This window comes from Streptomyces sp. NPDC024632 (genome assembly GCF_055559175.1).
In genome coordinates this window covers 195972-203542 of record NZ_JBVHLD010000019.1, presented here as the reverse complement: position 1 = coordinate 203542, position 7571 = coordinate 195972, and the positions used below count along the sequence as shown (strand labels likewise).

At 65.7% G+C, this 7571-nt stretch carries 5 protein-coding genes and 5 pseudogenes; 6 read left to right on the top strand and 4 right to left on the bottom strand.

Going from position 1 to position 7571, the window contains the following annotated elements; genetic code table 11:
* Positions 1-60 precede the first annotated feature (60 nt).
* Positions 61-813, bottom strand: a complete 753-nt coding sequence (locus ACZ37P_RS32070; RefSeq protein WP_467349855.1) for a hypothetical protein — start codon at positions 811-813, stop codon at positions 61-63.
* A 352-nt stretch (positions 814-1165) separates the two neighbouring features.
* Here ACZ37P_RS32070 and ACZ37P_RS32065 point away from each other — a divergent pair.
* Positions 1166-1366 (top strand): annotated as a pseudogene (locus ACZ37P_RS32065) (transposase); the annotation flags it as partial.
* Positions 1367-1476: 110 nt separating this feature from the next.
* Here the strand turns inward: ACZ37P_RS32065 and ACZ37P_RS32060 are convergent.
* Positions 1477-1695: pseudogene (locus ACZ37P_RS32060) on the bottom strand (IS110 family transposase); the annotation flags it as partial.
* Between the two features lie 376 nt (positions 1696-2071).
* Here ACZ37P_RS32060 and ACZ37P_RS32055 point away from each other — a divergent pair.
* Complete coding sequence (locus tag ACZ37P_RS32055) at positions 2072-2371, top strand: recombinase family protein (RefSeq protein ID WP_467349853.1); 300 nt, start codon at positions 2072-2074, stop codon at positions 2369-2371.
* A 141-nt stretch (positions 2372-2512) separates the two neighbouring features.
* On the opposite strand, the pseudogene ACZ37P_RS32050 reads toward ACZ37P_RS32055, so the two are convergent.
* Positions 2513-2911, bottom strand: a pseudogene (locus ACZ37P_RS32050) (CoA-binding protein); the annotation flags it as partial.
* A gap of 2610 nt (positions 2912-5521) precedes the next feature.
* Here ACZ37P_RS32050 and ACZ37P_RS32045 point away from each other — a divergent pair.
* Both ACZ37P_RS32045 and ACZ37P_RS32040 read left to right on the top strand, forming a co-directional pair.
* Entirely contained in the window at positions 5522-5767 is a 246-nt protein-coding gene (locus ACZ37P_RS32045) for an NUDIX hydrolase (protein WP_391047895.1), read from the top strand.
* A gap of 83 nt (positions 5768-5850) precedes the next feature.
* Positions 5851-6351: a hypothetical protein gene (locus tag ACZ37P_RS32040; protein WP_467349851.1), complete on the top strand. Its 501-nt coding sequence runs from the start codon at positions 5851-5853 to the stop codon at positions 6349-6351.
* A gap of 3 nt (positions 6352-6354) precedes the next feature.
* Here the strand turns inward: ACZ37P_RS32040 and ACZ37P_RS32035 are convergent.
* Positions 6355-6787 (bottom strand): annotated as a pseudogene (locus ACZ37P_RS32035) (transposase); the annotation flags it as partial.
* On the opposite strand from ACZ37P_RS32035, the gene ACZ37P_RS32030 reads away from it, so the two are divergent.
* A complete protein-coding gene (locus ACZ37P_RS32030) occupies positions 6774-6986 on the top strand; it encodes a hypothetical protein (protein WP_467349849.1) in 213 nt (70 codons plus the stop codon). The pseudogene ACZ37P_RS32035 and the gene ACZ37P_RS32030 sit on opposite strands and share 14 nt — an antisense overlap.
* Positions 6987-7084: 98 nt before the next feature.
* Positions 7085-7309 (top strand): annotated as a pseudogene (locus tag ACZ37P_RS32025) (cellulose binding domain-containing protein); the annotation flags it as partial.
* Between the last annotated feature and the right edge of the window lie 262 nt (positions 7310-7571).

Genomic DNA, 7571 nt, shown 5'->3' with positions numbered 1-7571 from the left:
CTGGCGACGACGCCACCAAGCTCGCGCCCGCGACAGCCACTACCTGAGACAAGCAGCAGCTCAACCATGATCACGATCTACAGCTGCCGTACTAGCCAAACCGAGGGCGACACGGTGGTAAAGCTGCGCAGATCCGTGGCACTCCATGTCGACATGCATCTGGGCCAGATTATGGGTCATCCGGGCACCGGCTCCGAAAAGGGCCTTGTAGCGGGCATCGGCTGGAGCCACGGATAGGAGGAGACCACATTCATCTCTCAAAGAGACAGCCAGCGCGGACCGCAGGCGACCCCCGCCGTACTCCTCGTCCAATTGAGCGGACAACATGCTCAGATCAGTCAGCAGCCGAACGTCATCCTCACGGGCCTTGCGGACTTCGTGCGGCAGGCTGGACGGCAGCACCGTCAACTGCTCCGGCCAGGCCTCAACCGACTTTTCGGGAAGCCGGTATAGAGTGCGTGTGAGTATGGTGAATCCCAGAGCATCCGCCTCGGTACGGCACAAGTGCAGCAGCGCGTCGACGGGGTTGCTATTGTTGTCGGCCGAAACGGAGCTCGATCGCAGGTCGTGGCTGGAAGCGTCCTTCTCAAGTCCCGTATCCGCGGGATGGACCAGTCGCCGCACATGCCGACTGAGAACCTGTGCCACCAGGACGGAAACCCCCTGACGGGGCCGGGACCCGGTCAGCCAGTGCGCGACAGTGGTCCGGTCGTACGTCAGTTTCATGCCCTGGAGACGGCCCAACTGGTTGACCGCCCTCGCCAGTTCCTCTGAGGTGAGATCTGCTTCCCTGAGCAGGCCGCGCAGAGCCATGTTCTTTCTACCGGGACGGTCCATCTAATCCCCAGCCGAAGAGTTGGGCACATCATTCCGACTGACCTATGAAGGATGATTTTCCTGGTTGGTGCCCGACTCTCAGGGACAGAAAACACAGATGAATCATACCGGGAGCAGCATGAGGCGCAGTCAGAAGCAAAGAGTGGAATAAGGGAGCGCTCTCTTCCCCCCGCACGCCCCGGTGTGAGCGCCCGCACCTTTCCGCCCGAGTCCCTCTTCACGCCAGAGATGCAGAGAATCCCGCCCCATCGGAGAGCCTGCCGTGCGCGCTTCAGAGCGCGTTTGAGATCTGGCGTGTCGGCTGTTCGGGTGGCTCGTTGGGCAGGGTGTGAGCCGTGCGAGGCAGGGTTACCCGTCTGATCTGACCGACGAGCAGTGGTCTCTCATCGAGCCGTTGCTGCCGGCGCCGCGGACGGGTGTCAGGGGTGGGCGGCGGGAGAAGCACCCGCGTCAGCAGATCGTGTACGCGATCTTGTACGTGGCTGGGACCGGCTGCCAGTGGCGCTACTTCCCCAACGATTTTCCGCCGTGGCCGAAGGTGTACTGGTACTTCACCTGGTGGCACGACGACGGCACCGTGACCAGGGTCAACGACGCGCTGCGCGTCAAGGTCCTTCCAGGCCGAGGGCCGCAGCCCCGAGCCGACCGCAGGCCGATGAGCAGCGCGGCCCCACCGTGGTTGATGTCCACTGCCCACAACGCGTCCTCGGAGACCGCGAGGATGTCGCCGATCAGCTCCAGCAGAGCGGACTCGTCGTTTAGGACCCGCCGCGACAGAAGGCGCTCGCCTTGCGCGTCGATCACCACGCAGTGGTGATGTTCCTTGCCGATGTCCACGCTGGCCCAGATCTCGGGCACGGTCACCTCCGCCAGCTCGTCATCACACACAGAAGCCCAGCAGACGACCTCGCCGACGTTGTCCTACACAGCGATCGAGTTGCGTATCCCAATTAGCGGTCGAGTCGTCGCGGGGCTCCGGGCGGCCAAGTTCTTTGAGCCATCAGGCGGCGACAAGCTCACAGCCATACCCTGAACCCCCGGGTCCGACGATCTTACGAATGACCGTCTCAGACCCGCGCTTGGAAGGTAGGGCAAGCTCAGGACACGATCCGCTGCTGGAGTACTAGGTCGGCCGCCGCAAGGTCGCCGCGAGCGAGGTCGAGCTCAAGGCCTGCCACGCCTTCCTCGCTGCCGACGACACCCTGGTGGTTCCCCCCTTGACCGCTACGGCCGCTTGTTCAAGAATCTGGTCGACACAGTCGGTGAACTGCGGTGCCGCGAGATCGGCTTCTGCTCGCTGCACGAGCGCCTGGACACCATCACCCCCGGCGGCCGGCTCGTCTTCCACGTCTTCGCTGCCCTCGCCGAGTTCATCCGCGAACTGATCGTCTCCAGTAGCCGCGAAGGCCTGGACGCCGCCCGCGCCCGCAGCCGGGTCGGCAGCCGGGCCCACCATCGCCACCCCCGAGATCATCCAAGCCGCCCGCACGCTGCTGCCCCAACCCCAAGCAGTCGATCACCTCAATCGCCATGATCCTCGGCGTCAGCCCCGGCACCCTCTACAACCACACCCCAGACCTGCAGGAGCTCCCCGCCTCCGGCCGCGTTCGGAACCAGGTCACCGCCAGCTGACCGCTCCCGTTACTGGCCGTTCCGATCCGCCCCGGAGGCCCTACTGGAGGAGGTCGTTGCCCGAGACGTCGGCGCGGTTGCCCGCGGAGACGAAGGAGGAGGGGCCCGCGCCGCGGCGGTGCAGTCCGGAGAGCAGGGCGATGCCGATCGAGCCGGACTGGGTGAACAGGCCGAGGCGTCCGCTGCGCGGCATCTCGGGCGACAGGGAGGCGTTGAGCCGGACCCCGGCGGCGGTGTTGAGGACGCCGAAGGCGTTCGGGCCGATCACCCGCATGCCGTGGCTCCTGGCCTGCCGGACCAGCTCGCGCTGGCGCGCCCTGCCTTCTTCGCCGGTCTCGGAGTATCCGGCGGCGACCACCACCAGGCCCTGGACGCCCGCGGCGCCGCAGTCGGCGACGGCCTCGGGGACCCGGCCGGCGGGCACCGCGATCACGGCGAGGTCGTGGACCAACTCCCCACACCAGGCACCGCGATTCGCTCTCTCAGGCCCACCCTACGCAGGACGATGCGCAGGACTGGCTGGACACACTCCGGGCTTGGGCGGCCCCCGGCATCACCGCCCGCCTCGACGGCGCCCGCATGCTCGCCGCCATCGCTCGCGCCGCCACCGTCACCGCGGCCCTGGCCGCCACGACCAGATGAACAGTCACTGACTGTATCGCCGGGTACGAACGAGATGACGATCACGAGGTAGCACGATGAGGTGCCCCACCGCTGTCCCCAGAAGTAGGGGGGTGCCAGGGACATCTCTGGGACTTTCGGCAGCATCAACGGACATGATCGCGAAAGACATGAAAGATCATCTACTCAGGTCAGAACCGCTCAGCGCCCAGACATGGCAGGTCACGGCACCGACCGGTTTCTTCCGCGACATCTGACAAGCAAGTCGCCGCAGCATGCGGCGCGCCTGAACTCAAACCGCAGATCTCCGACGCGCATGTCCCCCGGCATCATGTCGCGGCGAGCTGCCGCGTGCCGCGACATTATCCAAAGCGACCTCTCACGACACGGATCGGCATGAGCGGGATTAGCGACGAGCAGCACCGGCGCCGTCGGCGACCGCTCGGCCCCGTGGCCCTTGCGGCTTCCAAGATCCGGACCAGACGCGGGCCAATCACGCCCACTCCCCCGGTAAGACGCTCGTTCCCGCAGGTCACAGGCCACAGCTGCCTGTACCACCAGCAGACCAAGAACCTCCTCGTCTCGTACTCCCCGAAGAAGCTCGGCTTCTTCTAGACTCCTCAAATATGGCGCCTGACCTGGCCTTTCGCCAGGTCGGGCGCCACCTTGGTGTCCTCAGCGCCGTCGGTGTACGGCGCCCGGTGTTCTCCCGACATCTCCCCCTGGTTTCCCCCCTCTGACCAGCTGTCCCGGTCTATTTCCGGACCGGGCCGCCCAAGGCCCGCCGCCGACGGTCTCCGCCATCTGCCCCCAGAGCCGCATCGATTCCTCGATGCGACCGTCGGCGTAGTCCTGCGCTCCAGCAAGGAACGTGGCGCAGCAGCTGAACATGACCTGGCTGCCCGGCCCTTCGGGCCCACTTGGCAGGATCAACACCGGAGGCCAGCCAGCAGGAGATGCCCGCGTACCGAAGGTCATACGGCCGCTTCCCGAGTATCAAGACCTACGTTGTTCGCCCCCGAGCCAGCCATAGCGAACGGCGGCAGGGGTATATTGCGAGTTTCCATCCACGGCATTGACGGCGATCTGGACGTCATCACGGGTTCTTCCGGGTACGCCCCTACGATCCGGCATCTGGACGATTCCTGTAAAATGATCCGGTCGCCGACGGCTCGCCGAATCGCTACAGATATCCTGCCAATCCGCTGACGATGTATGATCTCAACGGTCAGTCCTGCCTTGGCAAAATGCGCAAAGCTTGGAAAATCCTCAAGTGCGCCAGCGCCATGGCCTTGTCGTAGCATCACTGTGGCTGCCCGCCGCCAAGATCCTAAAAATCAAGCGCGCGATTCGGGGACCGTGGGGTGTAAAAAATGCCGCTCGCCTCATCGTCGGAGCAACAAGCGTTCGATCGCTAAAATCGGAATCACATTCGGGGTCAGCATCCCGGATGTCGATTCAATTCTGAGCAACTGCAAGTAGCGGCACTTGCGGGGCGGACACAGAAGAGACTGCACCCGCCCCACCATCGGAATTCACCAAACGAGGTGGGAATACCATTCGCAACAATAGAAATTGCGATCGGTTGCAGCCTCGACGTAGTGCGTGCGTGTGCGCGCAGCCCGACAGGCGGTAGGCGTCGCCCGCGCGCAGGGCGCGGGCGGGCCCGCCGAAGACGTCGAAATGGCGGCGCTGGGGCCAGGAGGTCCCGACGAGTCCGTCGCGAAGGTGTCCTGTGACCGGGTTCGTCTGGCCTTTGACGGTCCACAGGTGGGTGTCGCCGTGGCAGGGTTCCGATTCGGGCAGGTCCAGCTCAGGTACCCGCTGCCGGAAGCGGTCGAGGGACTCGACCAAGCGAAGGCAGTTGGCGCACATACGGGAAGCCGATGAGGGGCGCGCAGCAAGCGCCTTGCCGCAATAGCCCATCAGGTGGCCGGGAATCGGCCGGTGGGCGGCGCGCAAGGGTCAGCTGTCAGTCGCCACGGACGACCGTGAGGTGGCCTTCGGGGTCTGCTGCACGTTTGGCTGACAGGTCAGGTCAAGATGTCACCCAATCGTGCGGCAGACCCAACTGCCAGAGCTCGGCATCACCACCGCCAGCAAGCTTCCTGGCCCAATGAGCCCGGCACACCCACAACCGTGCCAGCTCCATCGCACCCGAAGGACCACGTCGTGCAGTTGCGTCTGTTCCGTATCGGGTTACCGCCCGGAGCACGCTCCGACATTGGCCCCCCAACTACCGGCAGCGTCAAACCGGTCCAGGGATAGCCACCCCCACTAGCCGGCGGCGTCACGTCGGCCGGTAACCGATGGCCGCGCCGCCCACGCGGCGCGGCCATCCCCACCCAAACGACTACGGGAGGATCGCCTCGATGCCTGCACGCTGCCACGGCGCCACCAGCCGTCTCCTCACCACTGCCGCCGGTTCACCATGACCGGGACACACACCACCGCTGCGGGTCTGCGCCCTGGGCACGAGCCATCGGTCGCCGCCGCCGTGATCCTTCATGACGGGTGCGTGCTCCTGGTGCGCCGCACGGTTCCGGAGGGCACGTTGCTGTGGCAGTTCCCCGCCGGACGCATCGAGCCCGGCGAAACCCCGCAGCATGCGGCGGTCCGCGAGACCGGCGAAGAAACGGGAGTATGCGCGACCGCGATTCGGTCCCTGGGCTATTGAACCTGAACGGGTGTTGTCGGGGAGCTGTGTGCATCGCGTTGCCCACGCTGGCTCCCGGGGAGGCGTCGCGGCAGGATGAGTGCATGACCGAGAACAACGCGGATCTGCTGGTGTTGCTACGTGAGCTGGATGATCCTGAGTGGCTGGAGTGGCCGCGGGACTTCGACCGTCGCGAGATCGCCGTGCGCTTCGGTCAGCTGGTAGACCGACTCGAAGGTGACTTCGCAGCTCACTGCACGACCGTGGCCGGGCAGGAGAATCAGGACTCCAGCGAGTACGGACGTATTCACGTGCCCGGGGACGCGACTGTGTGCGGGACCCGGATCGTCGTCTGTGTGAGCCAGTTCGGCTCACTGGCGCTGGTGTGCGCGGACAATCCTGGTGCCTTCCTCGGGACGGACGACGCGCAGGCTGAGGGTGAGCTGGACGGTGCTGACCTCGCCAGGGTCAACCGGGCGCTGGAAGAGCTCGGCTACGTCGTGGTTCCCGAGGAACTGCTGGAGAGCGACTACGACGGGCCGAGCCGACTGCACCCGCACATCCAGCGGCCCACCTGGTGGAATCGCTTCTTCGGCTACTTCTGACGATTACCCCGACAAGTTCAGGCCGGTGCCCGTCAGGCAGCCATCGATGACCTCCGGTCGGTACTGCAGCATCTTGAGCTTGCGTTTCACCGCGCGGGTGATCTGGCTGAGGTCGGCGGCGTCGAGGTTGCCGATGTCGCGTGTGACCAGTGACCAGACGCCCTCCTGCGGGTTGAGGCCCGGAAGCGTATGTCGGTAGCTGGAACACGGAGAGCCAGGCGGTGTCGGCTTCGAAGAACGCCCGCAGGAGTGCGACCAGGTGCATGCGCAAGTTGTCCCACACCAGGACGATCAGGCCGCCGAGCTGGGTGTGGGCACGGATGACCAGGTCGCGGTAGTCCTTCCAGCCGAAGCCCTTCGGTTCGTCCTTGCGGCCCCGGTACTCGCGGATCGCGTAGATCAGCCTGGACTGCTCACCGGGCTTGCAGCAGGTCATCCTGGACAAGGTCGTCATCCCGGCCAAGGGCGAGTTCGAGTTCAGGCCCCACGAGCACTTCCTGCTGCTGGGCCACTCATCCCGACACTGCGGCGACAACGAACGTCTGCGATTCGTCCTGTCCACGAACGAGCTCTTCGAGGTCGACGTTCCCGTCGGGGGCACGTTCTTCCCCGAAGGTATGTTCGTGACGGACTGACAGGGTTGGGTCGTGGGCGGACCAACCGCAGACACCTTCTGGGAACCATCCCGCGTACCGGGCCCCGACCTTGATCCGCCGCCTACACCGTCACCAGTGACTGGGGCGCGACCTGGGTCTTCGGCGGTGACCAGCGGATCGACAACGCGTGGAACGGCGTACTGACCCAAATTGGCCAGACCGTCACGGCACGGGACGCCGGATACAACGCCACCCTGGCACCCGGCGGCGCCGTTGACATCGGATTCACCGCCGCCTATCGCACAAGCAACGTCGTGCCGTACGGCTTCCGAGTCAACGGAACGGTGTGCGCGGCCGCCTGACCTTGTCAGCCGGTGCCGGCAAGGCCGGCCCCAGTCAGACTCAAAGACGCGATCATTACCGCTTTCCCCCGCATGGGGGCTCGTCCAATCGATCGCCCATGCCGGGCGTACCGGGGGGGGGGGGGGGGGGGGGGGGGGGGGGGGGGGGAACGAGGGAGGGGGGGGGGGGGGGGGGGGGAGGTAGGGGGGGGGGGGGGGGGGGGGGGTGGGTCGCCGCTTCTCTCCCGGTGTAGTCTTCTTTGTTGTTGGATTCTCATGGAGG